Here is a 19,373-nt window from a genome sequence, read left to right on the forward strand (position 1 = left end):
GGAGATCGCCAAGGCTGCCGGGGATGCGGGTACGCCGATCCGTATCGGCGTCAACGCGGGTTCTTTGGACAAGCGGCTGCTGGAGAAGTACGGCAGGGCCACGCCCGAGGCGCTGGTGGAGTCCGCGCTGTGGGAGGCCTCCCTCTTCGAGGAGCACGGTTTCCGGGACATCAAGATCTCGGTGAAGCACAACGACCCGGTGGTCATGATCGCGGCGTACCGCCAGCTGGCCGCGCAGTGCGACTACCCGTTGCACCTGGGTGTGACCGAGGCGGGTCCGGCGTTCCAGGGGACCATCAAGTCGGCCGTGGCCTTCGGCGCGCTGCTGTCCGAGGGCATCGGTGACACGATCCGGGTTTCCCTGTCGGCCCCGCCGGCGGAGGAGGTCAAGGTCGGCATCCAGATCCTGGAGTCGCTCAACCTCCGTCAGCGGCGTCTGGAGATCGTTTCCTGCCCCTCCTGCGGCCGTGCCCAGGTCGATGTGTACAAGCTGGCCGATCAGGTCAGTGCGGGTCTGGACGGTCTGGAGGTGCCGCTGCGGGTCGCGGTGATGGGCTGTGTCGTCAACGGTCCCGGGGAGGCCCGTGAAGCCGACCTCGGTGTCGCCTCGGGCAATGGAAAGGGGCAGATCTTCGTCAAGGGTGAGGTCATCAAGACCGTGCCCGAGTCGAAGATCGTGGAGACGCTGATCGAAGAGGCGATGAAGATCGCCGAGCAGATGGAGAAGGACGGCGTCATGTCCGGCGAACCCGCTGTCACTGTCAGCTGACCGCAGAAGAGAGGGGCCCGAGCGTGACGATTCTCGAGACCATCCGGGGGCCGCGCGACCTCAAGGCGCTGGACAGCGCGCTGCTCGGCGAACTGGCCGACGAGATCCGCGAGTTCCTGGTCCGCGCCGTCGCACGGACCGGAGGCCACCTCGGACCCAACCTGGGCGTCGTGGAGCTCACCATCGCCCTGCACCGGGTCTTCGACTCACCCGTCGACCGCGTCCTGTGGGACACCGGCCACCAGAGCTACGTACACAAGCTGCTCACCGGCCGGCAGGACTTCTCCAAGCTGCGCGGCAAGGGCGGCCTGTCCGGCTATCCCTCCCGAGACGAGTCCGAGCACGACATCATCGAGAACTCCCACGCCTCCACCGCGCTGGGCTGGGCCGACGGGCTGGCCAAGGCCCGCGACCTGCGCGGAGGGGCCGAGCACGTGGTCGCCGTGATCGGCGACGGCGCGCTCACCGGTGGTATGGCGTGGGAGGCGCTCAACAACATCGCCGCCGCCAAGGACCGGCCCCTGATCATCGTCGTCAACGACAACGAGCGCTCCTACGCGCCGACGATCGGCGGCCTCGCCGGCCACCTCTCGACCCTCCGCACCACCGACGGCTACGAACGCTTCCTGGCCTGGGGCAAGGAGGTCCTCCAGCACACGCCCGTCATTGGACCGCCGCTGTACGGGTCGCTGCACGGCGCCAAGAAGGGCTTCAAGGACTTCATCGCCCCCCAGGGCATGTTCGAGGACCTCGGCCTGAAGTACGTCGGCCCGATCGACGGGCACGACATCGCCGCCGTCGAATCGGCGCTGCGCCGCGCCAAGCGATTCCACGGCCCCGTCCTCGTCCACTGCCTGACCCAGAAGGGCCACGGCTACGGGCCGGCCCTGGAGGACGAGGCGGACCGGTTCCACGCCGTCGGCGCCATGGACCCGCTGACCTGCGTGCCGCTCGTGCCCGCGGCCGGCCCGTCCTGGACGTCCGTGTTCGGTGACGCGATGGCCGAGATCGGCGCCGAGCGGCCGGATGTCGTCGCCCTCACCGCCGCGATGCTGCACCCGGTCGGGCTGACGAAGTTCGCGCAGCGGTTCCCCGACCGGGTGTGGGACGTCGGCATCGCCGAGCAGCACGCCGCCGTCTGCGCGGCCGGACTCGCGACCGGTGGCCTGCACCCGGTGGTCGCCGTCTACGCCACCTTCCTCAACCGCGCCTTCGACCAGCTGCTGATGGACGTGGCCCTGCACCAGTGCGGCGTCACCTTCGTCCTCGACCGGGCCGGTGTGACCGGCGTGGACGGGCCTTCCCACAACGGCATGTGGGACCTGTCGGTGCTCCAGGTCGTGCCCGGGCTGCGGATCGCCGCGCCGCGCGACGCCGACCAGCTGCGTGCCCAGCTGCGCGAGGCGGTGGACGTGCGTGACGCGCCGACCGTGCTGCGTTTCCCCAAGGAGGCGGTGGGGCCCTCCGTACCGGCCGTGGGGCGGATCGGAGGCATGGACGTCCTGCACCGGGCGGACGAGCCGGACGTGCTGCTGGTGGCCGTCGGCGTCATGGCGCCCGTCTGCCTCGGGGCGGCCGAGCTGCTCGCCGAGCGCGGCATCCGCTGCACCGTCGTCGATCCCCGCTGGGTCAAGCCCGTCGACGAGCGGCTCGCCCCGCTCGCGGACACGCACCGGCTGGTCGCCGTCGTCGAGGACAACTGCCGCAGCGGCGGCACCGGCTGGGCGGTGGGGCAGGCGCTGCGGGACGCCGGGGTCGACGTGCCCCTGCGGACCTTCGGCATCCCGGAGCAGTTCCTGGCACACGCCAAGCGCGGCGAGGTGCTGGCCGACATCGGGCTCACCCCGGTGGAGATCGCGGGACGGATCAGCGGAGCGCTGGCACGCAAGGAGAACGAAGGATGAGCAAGAAGTTCGATCTGGCGGCGCTCCTGGCCGACCGGGGCGCCGAGGGCTACGACCTGCACGCCCGCCACCTCAATCCGCAGCTGCCGCGCATGCTCCGGACGATCGGCTTCGACAAGACCTACGAGCGCGCCGAGGGTGCCTACTTCTGGGACACCGAGGGCAACGACTACCTCGACATGCTCGGCGGCTTCGGCGTCATGGGCCTGGGCCGGCACCATCCCGTCGTACGCAAGGCCCTCCACGACGTCCTCGACGCGGAACTCGCCGACCTCACCCGCTTCGACTGCCCGCCGCTGCCGGGGCTGCTCGCCGAGAAGCTGCTGACGTACTCGCCGCACCTGGACCGGGTGTTCTTCTCCAACAGCGGTACGGAGGCGGTGGAGACCGCGCTGAAGTTCGCCCGGTACGCCACCGGCAGACCGCGCGTCCTGTACTGCGCGCACGCCTTCCACGGCCTGACCACCGGCTCCCTCTCCGTCAACGGGGAGAGCTGCTTCCGCGAAGGCTTCGATCCGCTGCTGCCCGACACCGCCGTCGAGCTGGGCGACCCGGCCGCGCTGGAGCGGGAGCTGAAGCGGGGCGATGTGGCCGCCCTGATCGTCGAGCCCGTCCAGGGCAAGGGCGTGCACGAGGCGCCGCCCGGATACCTCCGCGCCGCCCAGGAGCTGCTCCACAAGCACAAGGCGCTGCTCATCGCCGACGAGGTCCAGACCGGCCTCGGACGGACCGGCACCTTCTACGGCTACCAGCACGAGGACGGTGTCGAGCCGGACCTGGTGTGCGTCGCGAAGGCGCTGTCGGGCGGCTATGTGCCGGTCGGCGCCACCCTCGGCAAGGACTGGATCTTCAAGAAGGTGTACTCGGCGATGGACCGGGTCCTCGTCCACTCGGCCAGCTTCGGGTCGAACGCCCAGGCCATGGCGGCCGGGCTCGCGGTCCTGTCCGTCCTGGACGACGAGGAGCTCGTGGCCAACGCCCGGCGGACCGGTGAGCTGCTGAAGTCACGGCTCGCCGCGCTCGTGGACCGCTACGAGCTGCTGCACGAGGTGCGCGGCCGTGGCCTGATGATCGGCATCGAGTTCGGCCGCCCGTCGTCGCTGAGCCTGCGCAGCCGCTGGACGATGCTCCAGGCGGCACGCAAGGGGCTCTTCGCGCAGATGGTCGTGGTGCCGCTGCTGCAACGGCACCGCATCCTCACCCAGGTCTCGGGCGACCGGCTGGAGGTCATCAAGCTGATCCCGCCGCTGATCATCGGAGAGCGGGAGGCCGACCGGTTCGTGGAGGCGTTCACGGCCGTCATGGACGAGGCGCACAGCGGCGGCGGACTGATCTGGGACTTCGGCAGAACGCTGGTGAAGCAGGCCATCGCCAACCGCTGAGCCTTTTTGCCTCTGAGGCAAGAAATTTGCCCGTGAGGGAAGATCCTGGCGCAATGGAGGCATGAGCACTTCCCCCGAAGCCTCTCCGGGCCCGGGGCGGCCACACGTGGCACCGGACAGCGCCTCCGGACCGGCCGATGCGGTGGACGACGCCGCGACGGCCGACCTGGTCCCGGACGTCGCGCCGCAGCTGCGGGCGCTGCGCCGGCGCCGGGGGCTGACCCTGGAGGCCGCGGCGAGGGCCGCCGGGCTCTCCCCGGCCCACCTGTCACGGCTGGAGACCGGCCGCCGCCAGCCCTCGCTGCCGATGCTGCTGGGTCTCGCCCGCATCTACGGTACGACCGTCTCCGAGCTGCTGGGCGAGGTGCCGCCGGAGCACGATCCGATCGTCCGGGGCGGCCGGGCCGAGCCCGCCGAGGCGGACGGCTGGGTCTACCACCAGGCCGGCGGCCCCGGGCGGGCCATGCAGGCGCTGCGCGTCCAGGTTCCGTACGCGACGCGGGACGACCTCGTGCGCGTACACCCGGGGGAGGAGTGGCTGTACGTCCTCGGCGGCCGGGTGCGCCTGGCCCTCGGGGAGGCCGTGCACGTCCTCGACCCCGGGGACAGCGCCCACTTCGACTCGCTGACCCCGCACCGTATCGCCGCGGCCACACGCGGCGGGGCCGAGCTGTTGTTCGTCCACACCCTCATGCAGAGCGCCGCGGCCGACCTGTGCCTCGGCGCGGGCGCGCACCGCCGCTGACCTCGATCGGAGAGATCACCATGTCCCAGGAACGGACGTTCCCCCGAGGGCTCGCCGTCCGGCTGTTCGCCTATCTGGTGGCGGGCCACCTCTTCGCGGCCTTCCTCTACCTGCTGTTCGAGCTCGGGGCCGGCTGAGGCGCGGCTCAGCTCTCGTCGAGGAGACGCTCGCGCAGCCGCTCCCGGGTCTCGGGGCTGAGCTTCAGTCCCTCGGTCAGGTAGCGCTCGGTGGAGCCCCAGGTCTCCTCGATCGTCGAGAAGGCCGCGGTCAGGTACTCGATGCGGGCCTCGAAGAGCGGGCTGAGCAGCTCCATGACCTGCGGCGACATGGCGGCCGGGGAATTGTCGCTGCGGCGCACCTTGTAGCGGCGGCGAGGGTCGTTGGACTTGAGGTAGTCCTCCTCGATCGCCTCGCGCTCGACCCCGACGGCCAGCAGGGAGACCGCTATCGAGAGCCCCGCCCGGTCCTTGCCGGCCGCGCAGTGCATCAGGGCCGGGACGCTGTCCTCGGCGAGCGCGTGGAGCACCCGGCTGTGCTCGGCCGTACGCTCCTTGATGATCATGCGGTACGAGGCCGTCATCCGGGCCGCCGCCTTGCCGTCCGCCAGGATCGAGCGCAGCTGGTCGAGGTCGCCGTCGCGGACCATGGTCCAGAATTCCGCGCCGTCGGCCGGGTCGGAGAGCGGAATGTTCACATTCCGTACGCCCGGCAGCTCCACGTCGGGGCCTTCCAGCTTCTGGTCGGCGGCGTTGCGGAAATCGAAGATCGTGTGGAGCCCGAGGCCCGCCAGGAAGGCGGTGTCCTCGCCCGTGGCGTGCGCGAGGTGGCCGCTGCGGTAGAGCCTGCCGTGCCGCACCCGCCGGCCGTCCACCGTCGGAAGCCCGCCGACGTCACGGAAGTTGCGCACTCCGGTCAGCTCGGGCTCGATCGACGGGACCTGCGGCAGCTGCTGCGTCACGGGGGCTCCTCCGTGTCTGCGGTCGGCGTCGGCCCGCCGACGATGTCGTGGTCCGACGATACGACATTGGTTCGTCCGGCGATCAATCTCCGCGCGCGTCGCACATTCGTTGCCCCTGCCCATGACCGACGACCGGTGATGCGCACGTCACGCCCGTCGGGCCGGGCCGGGCCGACTGCGGACCCGCCGGTGGCGTCCTCGTCACCACCCAGGCTCCTTCTGTCCCACTTCGTTGCGGTTCGTCCGTCCGGGCGTCCGAAGCCCTTCCTCTGGCCGCCATCCGACCGCAACGGTGGAGGGATTGAGGAGAGTCGTCAGAGAATGACGGTTCTGTCCGTATTGGGGGATTGGGTATAACGTGCCCTGGTCGTAAGGGAGATGGTCAGGGCCGCGTGAGCAGCGTCATAACCGTGACCGTCCGTGGCGGGATGCCGTTCGTAATTTCCTTGTACAGAACGGGAATACATGATCCGCAATCCACGGAGGGTGACCGGAATTCCATGGCGGTCGCAGCGCCGGGAATGCCGCGAAGAAAGCAGCGGCTTGTTCACGCCTGCCCCACTCGCTTACGGTCACGGCAATCCGGCCGGACCGCCGAATCCTGCCGCCGGTCGGAATTCGCACCCACCCACGTGTGGCAGGAGCGGGGGACCCAGGTAGTACGCCGACCCCGGAATTCCGGGACCGGCTCGGGGTGAAGTCGCGTCCATGACGCGGCCGGACAACTCCAGTCCGAACCCGACAGCTCACCTCGCAGGCGCCGGAGAGGAAAACGCCATGCCCGCGAAGGGTAAGCACCGCCGTCCCAAGTCCAGCTCCATCACGCGTGGTTTCGTCGCCGCCGGTACCGGTGGCGCCGCCATCGCCCTGCCGCTGCTCGGCGCCACCGGCGCGCACGCCGCGGAGAAGGCCGCCCCGGCCGCCGCTCCGCAGGCCGTCACCGCCGCGGCCACCGCCGCCAAGGCCGCCCCGAAGGCCGCCGCCCCGGCGCAGAAGGCCGCGCCGCGCACGTACACGGTCGTCGCCGGCGACTACCTTTCCAAGATCGCCAAGAACAAGAACGTCAAGGGCGGCTGGCAGAAGCTGTACAAGGACAACCGCCAGGTCATCGGTGAGGACCCGTCCCTGATCCTCCCGGGCATGGAGCTCACCCTCGGTGCCAAGTCCACGGCCGCCCCCGCGAAGGCCGCCCCGGCGAAGCCCAAGGCCGACGACACCCGCGCCGAGAGCCGCGCCTCCCGCTCCGCCGCCAAGGCCGCCGCCCCGGCCCAGTCCGCCCCGAAGACCAGCGGCTCGGGCTTCACCGCCCCGGTCGACGCCGGAGTCACCACGCCCTACCGCGCCTCCGGCTCCAGCTGGTCCTCCGGTTACCACACGGGTGTCGACTTCGCGGCTTCCTCCGGCACCACCGTCAAGGCCGTCGGCGCGGGCACCGTCGTCTCGGCCGGGTGGAGCGGCGCCTACGGCAACGAGGTCGTCATCCAGCACACCGACGGCACCTACTCGCAGTACGCCCACCTCTCCTCGCTGTCCGTCTCCTCCGGCCAGAGCGTGAGCGGCGGTCAGCAGATCGGTCTGTCCGGCTCCACCGGCAACTCCACCGGCCCGCACCTCCACTTCGAGATCCGGACCAGCCCCAGCTACGGTTCGGACATCGACCCGCTGGCCTACCTCCGGAGCCACGGCGTCTCCATCTGACGCCTGCCCCTCGGAGCGCACTCCGCCCGGCACCGCCTCCCGGTGCCGGGCGGAGCCGTATTCCGGCTTGGGTGAATCTTGACCGGTGGCAAACATCACCCACCGTCAACCCCTCCTACGGTCGCGTAGGTCACATCACCGGGTGAAAGATGTGCTCCCGTGGCAGACGATTCGACATTCAGAGACAGTGACGTATTCGGGTCGTACGCGGCGATCGGTGACAGCTTCACCGAGGGCGTCGGAGACCCTGGCCCCGACGGAACGTTCGTCGGCTGGGCGGACCGCCTCGCGGTGCTGCTCGCCGACCGGCTGCCGGAGCCGGAGGAGTTCCGGTACGCCAACCTCGCCGTACGCGGGCGTCTCCTCGACCAGATCGTGGAGGAGCAGGTCCCGCGCGCCAAGGAACTCGCCCCCGACCTCGTGACCTTCTGCGCGGGCGGCAACGACATCATCCGGCCCGGCAGCGACCCGGACGACGTCGCCGAGCGCTTCGAACGGGCCGTCGCCGACCTGACGTCCGCGGTCGGCACGGTCCTGGTGACGACCGGGTTCGACACCCGCACCGTGCCGGTGCTGCGCCGGCTGCGCGGCAAGATCGCCACCTACAACGGACATGTGCGCGCCGTCGCCGACCGGTACGGCTGCCCGGTGCTGGACCTGTGGTCCCTCAAGACCGTGCAGGACAGGCGCGCTTGGGACGCCGACCGGCTGCACCTGTCGCCCGAGGGCCACACGCGCGTCGCCCTCCGGGCCGGCCAGGTCCTCGGCGTGGACGTCCCCGCCGACCCGGACCAGCCCTGGCCGCCGCTGCCGCCGCGCGGCCCCCTCGAACTCCGCCGCGACGACGTCCAGTGGGCGCGCGAGTACCTGGTCCCGTGGATCGGCCGCCGACTGCGCGGCGAATCGTCCGGCGACCACGTCTCGGCCAAGCGGCCGGACCTGCTGCCGCTGTAGGGCGGGTGCGGGTGCGGGGAGGCGCGGGCGGGCCTCAGCTGCCTCAGGGGTCTCGGGTGCCTCGGGTGCCGGAGTCGCCGGACCGGGCCTCCGGGGGGCCGAGTTCGCGGGCGAGGGCTTCGTCCGCCCACGCCAGCATGCGTGCACGGGAGTAGGACGCCGCGTACGCGGTCATCTGGACGGCCAGACCGTCCAGGAAGGCGGTCAGCCGCCAGGCCGCGGCCGCGGGGTCCTCGCAGCGGAACTCGCCCGCCGCCGCGCCCTGTGCGATCACCTCCGTCAGCGCCGCCTTCCACTGCCGGTCGAGGTCCTGGGCGACCTCCTTCAGCACGGGTTCGCGCAGCGCCGCCGCCCAGCCCTCGATCCACAGGCGCCACCCCTTGGCCCGGCCCGTGGGCGCGTACCAGTGCACGGCTGCCCGCAGCCGGCGGACCGCCGTCGTCCGGCGGCCCAACAGCCGGCGCAGGTGCGCGAGATCGCCCTCGGCGGCGTACGCGAAGGCGGCCGCGACGAGCTTCTCCTTGGTCGAGAAGTGGTAGAGGACCAGCGCATTGCTCACGCCCTGCGCGGATGCCACATCGGCGATCCGGACCGCCGCCACCCCCCGCGCCTCGATCTGCTCGACGGCGGCCCGCAGCAGCTCCTCCCGCCGCTCCGCCACGCTCAACCGCACTCTGCCCACGCAGCCACCCTAGGCGGTTTCGCGGGTACGCCGGGTGTCCGTCCCGTCACCGGCCGGTCACCGGTGCCGGAGCTCGCACCGGTCCTTGAAGCCCTGGCTGGTCAGCCCCAGCGCGGCGTTGACGCGGGAGCGCATGTTCTCCAGCGCCACCATCGCGGTCAGCTCCACGAAGGCCGGCTCACCGAGCGCCTTGCGCAGCCGCTCCGCCAGATCGTCCTCGACGGTCGGCGGATTGGCGGTCATCGCCTCCGCGTACTCCAGCACCTCGCGCTCCAGCGCCGTGTACGCGTCGCTGTCCCGCCACACCGGCAGGTCACGCAGCTTGCGCGCGTCCACGCCCCGCAGGGTGCTCTCCCAGTACCCGAAGTCCGTGCACCAGCTGCAGCCGATGGAGGCGGCCGACGCCAGCTCGGCCAGCGCCTTGAGGTGCGGGTCCAGCGCGTTCCACCTGCCGGCGGCCAGCTCCAGGCGCAGCGTCGTGCGCAGGACGCGCCCGTTGTGCCCCAGCGCGCGGACCGGGTCCAGGACCTTCCCGTACGTACGCTTCGCGTACCACTCGACGGCGCGGAAGAGGAGCGTACGCGTCGGGGTGAGCGAGATGCGGGCCATGACGGGCCTCCCGAGGTGTGGTGGACAACCTTCCACCGCTACGACGGACGAGGCGGCCGAAGATGTGACATCGCGCTCGTGACGGGCCCGACCCTTCGCTGTCACACTCCCGGCCCATAATGGAGGGACCCTCACCCCTGGAGGTTCCGTGAGCCGCGCCGGCGTCCCGCACCAGCTCCGTTCTCACCTGCGTTCCCTGCGACCCGCCGCCTTCGGCGCGGACGCCACCGGAGAGCGGCTGGAGCGGATCCGCCGCTCGCCGAACTTCGTGCACGGCGCGTTCCGCAACCCGGTGGGGACCAGGCACCGGCCGTCCGGCTCCACCATGGACTTCGCGAAGATCTACTTCGAGAAGGAGTCACGGGCCCGCCGGGCCCCCGCCGGCGCCGTCCCGGTGCACCCCACCACCGTCGCCGACCTCGCCAGGCCCCCGGCCACCGGGTTGCGGCTCACCTGGCTGGGGCACTCCAGCGTGCTCGCCGAGATCGACGGCCACCGGGTCCTCTTCGACCCGGTGTGGGGCGAGCGCTGCTCGCCCTTCTCCTTCGCCGGCCCCAAGCGGCTGCATCCCGTCCCGCTCCCGCTCGCCGCGCTCGAACCGGTCGACGTCGTCGTCATCTCCCACGACCACTACGACCACCTCGACCTCCCGACGATCCGCGCCCTCGCCTCCACGGGCACCCTCTTCGCCGTCCCCCTCGGCGTCGGCGCGCACCTGGAGCGCTGGGGCGTGCCCGCGTCCCGGCTGCGCGAACTGGACTGGAACGAGTCCACGGAGGTCGGCGGCCTGCGGCTCACCGCCACCCCGGCCCGCCACTTCTGCGGCCGCGGCCTGCGCAACCAGCAGCACTCCCTCTGGGCGTCCTGGGTGGTCGCCGGGCCCGAGCACCGCGTCTACCACAGCGGCGACACCGGATACTTCGACGGCTTCGGGGAGATAGGCGCCGAATACGGCCCGTTCGACGCCACCATGATCCAGATCGGTGCGTACAGCGAGTACTGGCCCGACATCCACATGACTCCGGAGGAAGGCCTGCGGGCCCACCTCGACCTCCAGGGGGCCACGCCGCACGGAGTGCTGCTGCCGATCCACTGGGGCACGTTCAACCTCGCCCCGCACCCCTGGGCGGAGCCGGGGGAGTGGACCAAGGACGCTGCCGAGGAGGCCGGGCAGGCGGTTGCGTCGCCCCGGCCGGGCGAGCCCTTCGAGCCCACGGGAACCCTCCCCACCGAGCCCTGGTGGCGAGCCGTTGCCGCGCCCATCGCCCGCCCGTGGCGCCGCTCCGAGGGGCCGCACATCACACCGGAGCCCACGGGCGGTTTCGACCTGGCGAGCGAGCGGTGACACCGAGCGCGGATGCCGGGTGACATGCCGCCCCGGGAACGGGGCGAGCAGCGAGGGACGGCCTTCCTGCTGACCTGATCAGCACCGCAGGGTGCCGGGCAGGGGACACCGGCCGCCCTGCCGCTGCCCGTGGCGGGGCGGAGGGGGACGCTCCCTGCCCGGGATGGGGATGCCGGGAGAGGTGGCTGTGAGGGGGCGTGGGCACCGGCGTGTCGGCCGGAGCGGTTTTCGGGCGGCCGTGCGAGGCCTCATACCAGAGCGGGACGCTTGGCGGGCAAGTTTGTCAACTGCGCACCGCGCATGACGGATTGACGACTACTGTGTGTGGCCGGTGATCAACGGCGGGCTCATGTGGCGCACGGCGCCACCGCCGGAGCACCGAACCCGAACATCCGTTTAGTACGCCGAATCCTGTTCCTGGGGCCCCACGTACCAAGGACGCTGATGTCTCAACTTCGCGCACCCGCCGCGCGGCCGGACCGCCGTGAAGGCGGGCGGCACGGCCGGCCAGGCGCCCGTTCCCTGTCGTACACCGGGAGGTCACGCTCCCCCTCACCGGAAGTCCGTATACGACCCCAACTCCTTCGCGCCGCCGTGCTCCCGCCCGTCGTGGTGGCACTCGGCGGTGCAGCCGCCGTGCTCTTCACGATCCGCTCCACCGGCGCCGACCCGTCGCCCGCCCTGTGGGCCGCGCTCACCGCCTCCGCCGCGCTCGCCGTGGCCGCCGTCGCCGCGGCCCTGCTGGGCGCCAACCGCGCGGCCACCGCCGTACTGGACCGGTGCGACGCCCTGCGCAGGCGCAGCGCACACGGCCAGAACGAGCTGCGCGCCCTGGTCGAGCAGCTCCGCCGCGGGGAACGCCCGCCCGCCCGCCAGAGCTCGTCACCACCCGTCGCCGGCGGGGACGAGTTCGACCGGCTGACGGAGGAGCTGAGCCGCGCCCACGAGGTGGCGGTCACCACCGTCGTCCAGGCGTCGCGGCTTTCCAGCAGCGTCGGCAACGAACAGAAGGTCGAGGTCTTCGTCAACCTCGCCCGTCGCCTGCAGTCCCTCGTCCACCGCGAGATCCAGCTCCTCGACGAGCTGGAGAACGAGGTCGAGGACCCCGAGTTGCTCAAGGGCCTGTTCCACATCGACCACCTGGCCACCCGTATTCGCCGGCACGCCGAGAACCTCGCCGTCCTGGGCGGGGCCATCTCCCGCCGCCAGTGGTCCAACCCGGTCACCATGACCGAGGTGCTCCGCTCCTCCATCGCGGAGGTCGAGCACTACCCGCGGGTCAAGCTGGTCCCGCCCATCGACGGCACCCTGCGCGGGCACGCGGTCGCCGACGTCATCCACCTCCTCGCCGAACTCGTCGAGAACGCCACACTGTTCTCCGCGCCGCACACCCCGGTGCTGCTGCGGGCCCAGTACGTGACGGCGGGGCTCGCCGTCGAGGTGGAGGACCGGGGCCTGGGCATGTCCGTCTCCGAGCAGAACAAGATGAACGCCCTGCTCACCGACCCCGATCAGGTGAATGTGGCACACCTGCTCCAGGACGGCCGGATCGGGCTGTTCGTCGTCTCGGCGCTCGCCCGCAGGCACGGCATCGCCGTACGCCTCCAGTCCAACATCTACGGTGGCGTCCAGGCGGTGCTGGTCCTGCCCCAGGGCCTGCTCGGGGCCGACCCGGACGGGCTCACCCCGGCCGAACGGCAGGCCCGGTTCCAGGCGGGACACGAGGAGGCGCACCAGGAAACGCGCGAGGCGGGGCATCATGCCGGTCCTGTGCCGCACCTCCCCGGCGCGGTCACGGCCCCCGAGCCCGTGCCCGTGCACCGCAAGCCGGTCCACGCGGCCACCGCCCCGCCCATGATCCCGCACCAGCACGGCGGCAACGCGCCCCTGCCCGTACGCGGCGAACGGTCCGACCGGCCGAACCCCGCCGCGGCCGCGCCCGGAACCCCGGGACGCCCCCAACTGCCCAAGCGCCGTGCGCAGGAGCACCTCGTCCCGCAGCTGCGGGACGCGCCCACCCCGCGGAAGAACGACGACGACACCCTCCACGACCCGGGCCTGATGGCGGCCTTCCGGCGCGGGATCGGCCTGGCCGAGTCCATGCCCGCCGCCTCCCGGGACGTGCCGCACCCCCCGCACCAGGAACACCCGGAACACCCGGAACACCCGGAACCGCAACGACACGACGAAGCGCACAAGGAGTAGATGCACCATGGCGAGCGATGTGCCGACCGGCCATTCCTCGGATCTCGACTGGCTGCTCGGCGGCCTGGTCCAGCGGGTCCCGTACACCCGCAGCGCGGTTCTGCTCTCCTCGGACGGCCTGGTGAAATCGGTGCACGGGCTGGACCCCGACAGCGCCGACCACATGGCGGCCCTGGCTTCCGGCCTGTACTCCCTCGGCCGCAGCGCCGGCAGCCGCTTCGGCGAAGGCGGCGAGGTCCGGCAGGTGGTCGTCGAGCTCGACTCCACCCTGCTGTTCGTCTCCACCGCCGGATCCGGCACCTGCCTGGCCGTCCTGGCCGGCCGGGAGACGGACGCGGCGGTCCTCGGGTACGAGATGACGATGCTGGTCAAGAGCGTGCGGCCCTACCTGGTGACGCCGGCCAGACAAGCGGCGGCGGCGCCGGGCGGCACGGGACGCTGACCCGTGGCGCGCCGACAGGACGGGCCCTGGCTCGACGACGCGGCCGGCCGGCTCATCCGCCCGTACACGGTGAGCGGCGGCCGGACCCGGCCGACGGCGGCGCTGGACCTGCTCTCCCTGGTGATGGCCACCGGTACGGAGCCCCAGGCGCACCTCGGTCCCGAGCACAGCCTGGCCCTCGGGCTGTGCGACGGGCCGACCTCCGTGGCCGAGGTCGCGGCGCACTTACGGCTGCCCGCCGTGGTCACCAAAGTGCTGCTGTCCGACCTCGTGGACTGCGGGGCGCTGACCGCCCGTGCGCCGCACTTCTACGACACCCCCACCGACCGTTCCTTGCTGGAGGCAGTGCTCGATGGCCTACGACGACGGCTGTGAGGACCGACCTGTGGACCGCGACGTCTTCCCCACCGCCCTGAAGATCCTGATCGCGGGCGGCTTCGGGGTCGGCAAGACGACCTTCGTCGGGGCGGTCAGCGAGATCGAACCGCTGAGCACGGAGGAACTCCTCACCACGGTGAGCGCCGCCACCGACAGCCTGGAGGGCGTGGAGTCCAAGACCACCACCACGGTCGCCATGGACTTCGGCCGCATTGGCCTCGACGACAGGCACGTGCTCTACCTCTTCGGCACGCCCGGCCAGGAACGCTTCTGGTTCATGTGGGACGAGCTGTCCGAGGGAGCCCTCGGAGCGGTCGTCCTGGCCGACACCCGGCGCCTCCAGGCGTCGTTCTCGGCGGTGGACTTCTTCGAACGGCGCGGCATCCGGTTCCTGGTCGCCGTGAACGAGTTCGACGGCTCCTACCACTACGAACCGGAAGAGGTACGGGCGGCGATCGACCTCAAGCCCGAGGTGCCGGTCGTCCTGTGCGACGCCCGGATCGCCAGCTCCGGGATCCAGACCCTGGTCACCCTTGTTCAGCACCTGCTGGACACCAACCCGGCCCCGGCCCCGGCGCCGAGCTACGGAGCACCGAAATGACGTACGACCCGACCGGCCATCTGCTGCTCACCCCCGTCGACCGGGAGGCCCCTCTGCGCGTACAGCGGCTGCGCCAGCTCGGCATCGGGGACCGACCGGACCCCGACTTCGACGCGTTCGCCCAGAAGCTCGCGAAGGTGACCGGCGCACCGTACTCGATGGTCAACTTCATCGACGAGAACCAGCAGTTCTTCGCCGGCCTCCACACTCCGAACGGTACCCACGGCGCGGAGGAGCTCAGCGCCAGGGCGGCCGCCGGCGGCGGCGTCAGCCGGTACATGGCCCGTGACCACGGCTACTGCCCGCACGTGGTGGTACGCCGCAAGGCGCTGGTCCTGGAGGACGTCTGCGACTACCCGAGGTTCGCCGGGAATCCGGTCGTCGACGAGATCGGCATCCGCTCCTACCTGGGCGCGCCCCTCATCGACCGTACGGGCACCGCGCTCGGCACGATCTGCGTGGTGGACACCGAGCCCCGGCCATGGGGGCGGCCGGGGCTGGAGACCATCAAGTCGCTCGCCGCCGAACTGGTGGAGCAGATCCACCGTCGCGAGGACGGCCGCTTGTGAGGCGCCGCGGGTGACGTCCCCGAGGGGCCATGTGTGCCCCGGGGACGTCACGCGCCTCCCTACAGGGCCGGTTCCATCCGGACGACATCGGCGAGCCGCTCCGACCACTGCCCCTTCGCGGTGCCCAGTGCCACTTCCGCGAGCCGCAGCAACTGGATGTCGGAGGTACCGGCCGGGGCGAAGATGTGGTGCGCGTCGCGCAGGTAGCGTTCGATGGGCCGGTCCGTGAAGAGCCCGGCCGCGGCGTGGATCTCCATGGCGTTGCGCGCCGAGTCCAGGGCCGACTCCACGTTGACGAGCTTGGCGTTCATCAGCTCCGCGTCGCACGGCAGCCCCACGTCGAGCAGGTGTACGGCGTGGTACGCGGCGAGCCGGGCGGTCATCAGCCGGGACTGGATCTGGCCCAGCTTGAGCCTCACGGACGGCAGTTCGTGCAGGGGCTTGCCGTACCGGTGCCGTTCCTCGCAGAACCGGGTGGTCTCCTCCAGGATCGCCCGATGCAGGCCCAGGGACACGGCGGTGAGGTTGGCCCGTCCGTAGAGGACGCTGGAGGAGTAAGCGACCGCCAGGCCGTCGCCCTCGTCGCCGAGCCGGTTGGCCGCCGGGACGCGGCAGTTGTCGAAGGAGAGCTCGCCGAAGCTGAAGCCGTGCAGGCCCATGGTGGGTTTCTGGTCACCGACGCTGACACCCGGCCGGTCGGCCTCCACCAGGAAGGCCGTCAGGCCTTTGGAGCCGGGACCCGTCCGTACGACGACCCCGTGCAGGTCACCGATGTGACTGTTGCCGACGTACACCTTTCGGCCGTTCAGGAGGTAGTCGTCCCCGTCCCGTACCGCGGTGGCGCTCATGCCCAGCACATGGCCGCCCGACTCCGGTTCGGTGACCGCGATGGTCGGCAGGCACTCGCCCGCCGCGATGGCCGGCAACCAGGTCTTCTTCTGATCGTCGCTGCCGAAGTGGACGATCTTGGCGGCGCCGAGCTGCGAGGCCTGCACCATGGCCCCCATGGCGCCGCTGACCCGGGACAGCTCCTCGATGATGATCGTCTTCCCGAGATGGCCCACCCCCATCCCGCCGTAGTCCCTGCTGATGGTGGCGCCCAGCCAGCCCTGCCGGGCAATGAGCCGTGACAGGTCGTGGTGGACCGAGCGGGCCGCCTCCATGGCCGGTATCAGCGGCCGGACCTCGCTCTCCGCGAAGTGCCGAACGTGCCCCCGTAGCTGGTGATGCAGTCGACTGGCGAAGTACCCGTCCATGCGAGCCCTCCTCTGCGAAACGCCTGCTCGCGCGGTTGTTCGAGCAGATGGTGCATCGGCAGTGGTCCCGTCCCGAACAGGCCGACCACCTCATGGTGTTGATCATTCCGGAACGGTTCAACTCGGACGTCAACTCTGGCCGAAATGCAGAGCGTTGACGTTTGATTAGAAGTATGTGTCGCGTGGTAGTGGCTTGTCCGGCCCTATCCGAAGGGCATTCCCCCAGCGCTTCTTTCTGCCACATGCCAACGGCAAAGGTTTCGTGGGTTCAGGGCACCGCGGGTCGTCCCCCGACCTCATCAATGCACAGGAGTCCCACCCGTACACATCTGCCGGTTCGCTTCAGCGTGAATGTCGACCGAAACGTTTCGTGCGTGAGCGGGAACTGCGCCCTCCTGTAGGCCTTCGCGCGCCGGGGAGCCGACGAGGGCGCTCCGGTGACACCGGCGCCGCCCCTGAGGAGCGGCGCGTCGGTGCGTCGGCCGGTGTGAGCCGGGCACTGCGGTCGCCCACGGCGCGCGCCCGGGAGCGCGATGCGGTTACGGGCGCCGCAGGGGCCGCAATTCGGTTGCGGCGCCCGGCCGCCGTCCGGTCCACTGCACGGTGAGATCCGTAGTCGACGAGGAGAAGGCAATGACGGCGTCCATGTCCCCCCGGAGGAACCTGACCATCTCTTCGAAGGACATGACGCCACGTGCCCACCCTGAACCTCGGAATCCTCGCCCATGTCGACGCCGGTAAGACCAGCCTGACCGAACGGCTCCTGTACGACGCCGGGGTCATCGACCGGATCGGCCGGGTCGACGACGGCGACACCCACACCGACGTCCTGGCGCTGGAACGGCAGCGCGGCATCACCATCAAGGCGGCGGTCGTCGCTTCCCCGTCGACGACATCACCGTCAACCTGATCGACACCCCCGGCCACCCGGACTTCATCGCCGAAGTGGAACGCGTCCTCGGCGTGCTCGACGGGGCCGTGCTCGTCGTCTCCGCCGTCGAGGGCGTACAGGCACAGACCCGGGTACTGATGCGCACCCTGCGGCGGCTGCGCATCCCGACGCTGATGTTCGTCAACAAGGCCGACCGGCGGGGCGCGCGGGACGCACCCGTACTGCGGAGCATCGCGGACAAGCTGACCCCCGCCGTCATCCCCATGGGGGCCGCCCGGGGACTCGGCGGGCCCACCGCGCGCTTCGTACCGTACGGCGCCGGCGACCGCGCCTTCACGGCCCGGCTCACCGAACTGCTGGCCGAACACGACGACGCCCTCCTGGCCGCGTACGTCGACGACGAGGCGACCGTCCCGTACCGCCGTCTCCGCGAGGCACTGGCGGCCCAGACCCGGCGGGCGCTGGTGCACCCGGTGTTCTTCGGCTCGGCCATCACGGGCGCGGGCGTGGACGCGCTGATCACCGGCATCAGGGAACTGCTTCCCGCGCGGGAGGGCGATGCCGAAGGCCCGGTCTCCGGAACCGTCTTCAAGGTCGAACGTGGCCCGGCGGGGGAGAAGGTCGCGTACGTGCGGATGTTCTCGGGAACGGTCCGCACACGGGAGAAGCTGCGGTTCGGCGGAGGTGGAGGCGGAGCTGAAGGCGGAGGTGACGGCAGTGAGGGCGGCATGGGCGGCGAGGGCAAGGTCACCGCGATCAGCGTGTTCGACGGGGGCGAGGCCGTCCGGCGACCGTCCGTTCGCGCCGGGGAGATCGGCAAGCTGTGGGGCCTCGCCGACATCCGCGTCGGCGACACCATCGGCGTACCGCGCGCTTCCTCCCACGCCCCCGCGCCCGGATCCCGTCACTTCGCTCCGCCCACCCTCGAGACGGTCGTCGTCCCGTCCCGGGGCACCGACAGGGGCGCCCTGCACCTCGCGCTCTCCCGGCTCGCCGAACAGGACCCGCTGATCGGCCTGCGCCAGGACGACCTCCGCAAGGAGGTGTACGTCTCCCTCTACGGCGAGGTCCAGAAGCAGGTCGTCCAGGCAACACTGGCGGACGACTTCGGGGTCCACGTCACCTTCCGTGAGACCACGACCATCTGCCGGGAACGCCCGGTCGGCACGGGTGCGGCCGTCGAGGTCATGCACAAGGAGCCCAATCCGTTCCTCGCCACCGTGGGGCTGCGGGTCGAGCCCGCCCCGCCCGGCACCGGCGTGGAGTTCCGGCTGGAGACCGAACTCGGCGCGCTGCCCCACGCCTTCATCAAGGCGATCGAGGAGACCGTCCGGGAGACCCTCCACCAGGGGCTGTACGGATGGGAGGTCACCGATTGCACGGTCACCCTGACCCACTCCGGCTACGCGCCCCGCCAGAGCCACTCCCACGCCACGTTCGACAAGAGCATGTCCAGCACCGCGGGTGACTTCCGCAATCTGACGCCCCTGGTCCTGATGACCGCCCTCACCCGCGCCGGGACACAGGTCCACGAGCCGGTGCACCGCTTCCGTCTGGACCTCCCGTCCGACGCGCTCGGCGCCGCCCTGCCCGTCCTGGCCGAGCTGGGCGCCGTGCCCGGCGCTCCGGTACCGCAGGGCCCGGCCGGGGCCGTCGTGGAGGGCGAGATCCCGGCCGCCTCGGTGCACGCCCTGGAACAGCGGATCCCCGGGCTGACCGGCGGCGAAGGCGTCCTTGAGTGCACCTTCACCCGCTACCGGCCGGTCCGCGCCACGACGCCCGGCCGGGTCCCGGTCCGGCGGCGGACGGATCACGACCCGCTCGACCGCAAGGGCTACCTGCTGCGCGTCATGCGGCGCGTTTCGGGCCGCGCGCCGGGCGAGTGACAGGCACCGGGAAACCGTGCCCCACCCGGAAAGTGAAGCCCGTCACATCAGCGGTTCCCGCCGCGGCCGCGTGTCACATCCGCGTACCCGCGTTCCGT

At 71.3% G+C, this 19,373-nt stretch carries 17 protein-coding genes, 1 pseudogene and 1 riboswitch; of the genes and pseudogenes, 14 read left to right on the plus strand and 4 right to left on the minus strand.

All coding sequences use genetic code 11. The features are described from left to right. From ispG to ABT360_RS27480, 5 genes are all read left to right on the plus strand, one after another. Window positions 1-769 (plus strand): flavodoxin-dependent (E)-4-hydroxy-3-methylbut-2-enyl-diphosphate synthase (ispG, locus tag ABT360_RS27460; protein WP_351821942.1); only part of this gene is annotated, 769 nt, incomplete at its 5' end. Between the two features lie 23 nt (window positions 770-792). Beyond that, window positions 793-2,673: a 1-deoxy-D-xylulose-5-phosphate synthase gene (dxs, locus tag ABT360_RS27465; RefSeq protein ID WP_351821945.1), complete on the plus strand. Its 1,881-nt coding sequence runs from the start codon at window positions 793-795 to the stop codon at window positions 2,671-2,673. Beyond that, window positions 2,670-4,055 carry an aspartate aminotransferase family protein gene (locus tag ABT360_RS27470; RefSeq protein WP_351821947.1) on the plus strand — a complete coding sequence of 462 codons (1,386 nt, stop codon included), beginning with the start codon at window positions 2,670-2,672 and terminating at the stop codon, window positions 4,053-4,055. Before dxs ends, ABT360_RS27470 begins: the two co-directional genes overlap by 4 nt. A gap of 61 nt (window positions 4,056-4,116) precedes the next feature. Beyond that, on the plus strand, window positions 4,117-4,800 hold the full coding sequence (locus ABT360_RS27475) for an XRE family transcriptional regulator (protein ID WP_351821950.1): 684 nt from the start codon (window positions 4,117-4,119) through the stop codon (window positions 4,798-4,800). A 20-nt stretch (window positions 4,801-4,820) separates the two neighbouring features. Continuing rightward, window positions 4,821-4,937 (plus strand): DUF6126 family protein, encoded by a 117-nt coding sequence (locus tag ABT360_RS27480; protein WP_073759894.1) that lies wholly within the window; start codon window positions 4,821-4,823, stop codon window positions 4,935-4,937. Between the two features lie 8 nt (window positions 4,938-4,945). On the opposite strand, the gene ABT360_RS27485 is transcribed toward ABT360_RS27480, so the two are convergent. After that, complete coding sequence (locus ABT360_RS27485) at window positions 4,946-5,758, minus strand: tyrosine-protein phosphatase (protein ID WP_351821954.1); 813 nt, start codon at window positions 5,756-5,758, stop codon at window positions 4,946-4,948. A gap of 611 nt (window positions 5,759-6,369) precedes the next feature. Further along, window positions 6,370-6,533: riboswitch (cyclic di-AMP (ydaO/yuaA leader) on the plus strand. A gap of 2 nt (window positions 6,534-6,535) precedes the next feature. On the opposite strand from ABT360_RS27485, the gene ABT360_RS27490 reads away from it, so the two are divergent. Both ABT360_RS27490 and ABT360_RS27495 read left to right on the plus strand, forming a co-directional pair. Continuing rightward, a complete protein-coding gene (locus tag ABT360_RS27490) occupies window positions 6,536-7,456 on the plus strand; it encodes a M23 family metallopeptidase (protein ID WP_351821957.1) in 921 nt (306 codons plus the stop codon). Window positions 7,457-7,615: 159 nt separating this feature from the next. Then, a complete protein-coding gene (locus ABT360_RS27495) occupies window positions 7,616-8,410 on the plus strand; it encodes an SGNH/GDSL hydrolase family protein (protein ID WP_351821960.1) in 795 nt (264 codons plus the stop codon). Window positions 8,411-8,453: 43 nt separating this feature from the next. Here ABT360_RS27495 and ABT360_RS27500 read toward each other — a convergent pair whose 3' ends face one another. Together ABT360_RS27500 and ABT360_RS27505 are read right to left on the minus strand one after the other, a co-directional pair. Further along, on the minus strand, window positions 8,454-9,092 hold the full coding sequence (locus ABT360_RS27500) for a TetR/AcrR family transcriptional regulator (RefSeq protein WP_351821963.1): 639 nt from the start codon (window positions 9,090-9,092) through the stop codon (window positions 8,454-8,456). Between the two features lie 57 nt (window positions 9,093-9,149). Further along, window positions 9,150-9,701: a carboxymuconolactone decarboxylase family protein gene (locus ABT360_RS27505; protein ID WP_351821966.1), complete on the minus strand. Its 552-nt coding sequence runs from the start codon at window positions 9,699-9,701 to the stop codon at window positions 9,150-9,152. A 148-nt stretch (window positions 9,702-9,849) separates the two neighbouring features. Here ABT360_RS27505 and ABT360_RS27510 point away from each other — a divergent pair, with 148 nt between their 5' ends. The 6 genes from ABT360_RS27510 to ABT360_RS27535 all read left to right on the plus strand — a co-directional run bounded on the left by ABT360_RS27510 (window position 9,850) and on the right by ABT360_RS27535 (window position 15,241). Then, window positions 9,850-11,046: an MBL fold metallo-hydrolase gene (locus tag ABT360_RS27510; protein WP_351821969.1), complete on the plus strand. Its 1,197-nt coding sequence runs from the start codon at window positions 9,850-9,852 to the stop codon at window positions 11,044-11,046. A 444-nt stretch (window positions 11,047-11,490) separates the two neighbouring features. Next, window positions 11,491-13,251 (plus strand): sensor histidine kinase, encoded by a 1,761-nt coding sequence (locus tag ABT360_RS27515; protein WP_351821972.1) that lies wholly within the window; start codon window positions 11,491-11,493, stop codon window positions 13,249-13,251. A 7-nt stretch (window positions 13,252-13,258) separates the two neighbouring features. After that, window positions 13,259-13,693 (plus strand): roadblock/LC7 domain-containing protein, encoded by a 435-nt coding sequence (locus tag ABT360_RS27520; protein WP_351821975.1) that lies wholly within the window; start codon window positions 13,259-13,261, stop codon window positions 13,691-13,693. 3 nt (window positions 13,694-13,696) lie between these two features. Next, window positions 13,697-14,068, plus strand: a complete 372-nt coding sequence (locus ABT360_RS27525) for a DUF742 domain-containing protein (RefSeq protein ID WP_351821977.1) — start codon at window positions 13,697-13,699, stop codon at window positions 14,066-14,068. Then, window positions 14,046-14,672, plus strand: coding sequence for a GTP-binding protein (locus ABT360_RS27530; protein ID WP_351821980.1), 627 nt, complete (start codon window positions 14,046-14,048; stop codon window positions 14,670-14,672). Before ABT360_RS27525 ends, ABT360_RS27530 begins: the two co-directional genes overlap by 23 nt. After that, window positions 14,669-15,241, plus strand: coding sequence for a GAF domain-containing protein (locus tag ABT360_RS27535; protein WP_351821983.1), 573 nt, complete (start codon window positions 14,669-14,671; stop codon window positions 15,239-15,241). The genes ABT360_RS27530 and ABT360_RS27535 overlap by 4 nt, the downstream gene beginning before the upstream one ends. Before the next feature lie 59 nt (window positions 15,242-15,300). Here the strand turns inward: ABT360_RS27535 and ABT360_RS27540 are convergent, their stop codons facing one another. Further along, a complete protein-coding gene (locus ABT360_RS27540) occupies window positions 15,301-16,497 on the minus strand; it encodes an acyl-CoA dehydrogenase family protein (RefSeq protein WP_351821986.1) in 1,197 nt (398 codons plus the stop codon). Window positions 16,498-17,191: 694 nt separating this feature from the next. Between ABT360_RS27540 and ABT360_RS27545 the strand changes: the two are divergent. Continuing rightward, window positions 17,192-19,275 (plus strand): annotated as a pseudogene (locus ABT360_RS27545) (GTP-binding protein). Window positions 19,276-19,373 lie beyond the last annotated feature (98 nt).

It is taken from the genome of Streptomyces sp. NPDC000229 (assembly GCF_040300825.1).
Taxonomy (GTDB): domain Bacteria; phylum Actinomycetota; class Actinomycetes; order Streptomycetales; family Streptomycetaceae; genus Streptomyces.